General features: G+C 51.2%; 1 protein-coding gene. It reads right to left on the reverse strand.

Going from position 1 to position 566, the window contains the following annotated elements:
- A partial coding sequence (locus tag AK963_RS30445) for a terminase gpA endonuclease subunit (RefSeq protein ID WP_175404787.1) occupies positions 1 to 566 on the reverse strand: 566 nt, incomplete at both ends.

The following is a 566-nucleotide window of genomic DNA, read 5'->3' on the forward strand; positions in this document are numbered from 1 at the left end:
GGTAAGGTTTCCTCAACCGGTCCGCAAGAATGGACCAGATTTCCGGACGAGACAGATCGCCATAAAGGCGCACATAATCAATAGACCAGCTCTCTTCTCCTGCTCCCCAGCCCACCACTTCAAACTCCACTCGATCATCCTGAACATCAATGCCACAGGTCAGTACCTCAACTGGCCAGGGCACTTCTGCCGGATAGTGCTCACGACGCTGGTAGAGCAGTTCATGATCCACCGTTTCACCGGCTTCCTGCCAGGTCTGGCCAAGTACCGTATTGGTCCAGTCCTTCAAAAGGATCGGATTGTCTTTTGCGGCCAGAAAGTCAGCCACTGCATCCTTCCAACTATACCAGCCATTAGGGCTATAAAGTGAATTCAGATGATAGCCACGAATTTTCCCACTGGCCTCCGGTTTCATGGAAACCCACTGACCGTTGGCCAACAACTTTGGTTTGTCATGCTCCCGCATCCGGTGCTGGCAGCTCACACACTCAAAACAAGCAGTTTCAGGATCCTGATTCTCAAATTTAATCTGCGGCCACTCAATGGCCTGCATAAATCCACACTCA

Origin of the sequence: Endozoicomonas atrinae (assembly GCF_001647025.1) — a bacterium.
Classification (GTDB): Bacteria; Pseudomonadota; Gammaproteobacteria; order Pseudomonadales; family Endozoicomonadaceae; genus Endozoicomonas; species Endozoicomonas atrinae.